General features: G+C 68.4%; 1 protein-coding gene. It reads left to right on the forward strand.

The window, feature by feature from the left end:
* The first annotated feature begins 25 nt into the window (after positions 1-25).
* Positions 26-577, forward strand: coding sequence for an IS5 family transposase (locus GWK15_RS25610; RefSeq protein ID WP_338147342.1), 552 nt, complete (start codon positions 26-28; stop codon positions 575-577).
* Positions 578-582 lie beyond the last annotated feature (5 nt).

Here is a 582-nt window from a genome sequence, read left to right on the forward strand (position 1 = left end):
CCACGATCTACAACCGCTACCATCGGTGGTCGGGCCGCGGCATCTGGGCTGGCATGCTGGCCGCGCTCGTCGAGGCGACGCCGGGCGGGTTGCAGTTGATCGACAGCACTACAGCCAAGGCGCATCGCTCGGCCGCGGGCGGAAAAGGGGGGCGGAACTCCAGGCCATAGGCCGCTCGCGCGGCGGGCGGGGCACCAAGATCCACCTGGTCGTGGACGGCGCTGGCCGCATCCTCGCCTTCACCGTCACGCCCGGTCAGATGGGCGATCTGAGGCCGGCCCATGGCCTGCTGGCCAACCTGCCACCACCCGTGTTCTGCGCCGCCGACACCGCCTACGACAGCAACGGCCTGCGGCACTTCCTGCTCGCCCGCGGCACGACGCCGGTGATCCCGAACAACCCAACCCGCAAGAACCCCCAGCCGTTCGACGAGCGCACCTACAGAGCTCGCAACATCATCGAACGCACAATCGGGCGGCTGAAGGACTGGCGCCGGATACACACCCGCTACGACAAGCTCGCCGCCAATTTCGCCTCGGCCGTCGCCATCGCCGCCATCCTCATCGGATGGACCTGATTGAG

The sequence above is a fragment of the Neoroseomonas oryzicola genome, assembly GCF_012163135.1.
In the GTDB taxonomy this organism is placed as follows: domain Bacteria; phylum Pseudomonadota; class Alphaproteobacteria; order Acetobacterales; family Acetobacteraceae; genus Neoroseomonas; species Neoroseomonas oryzicola.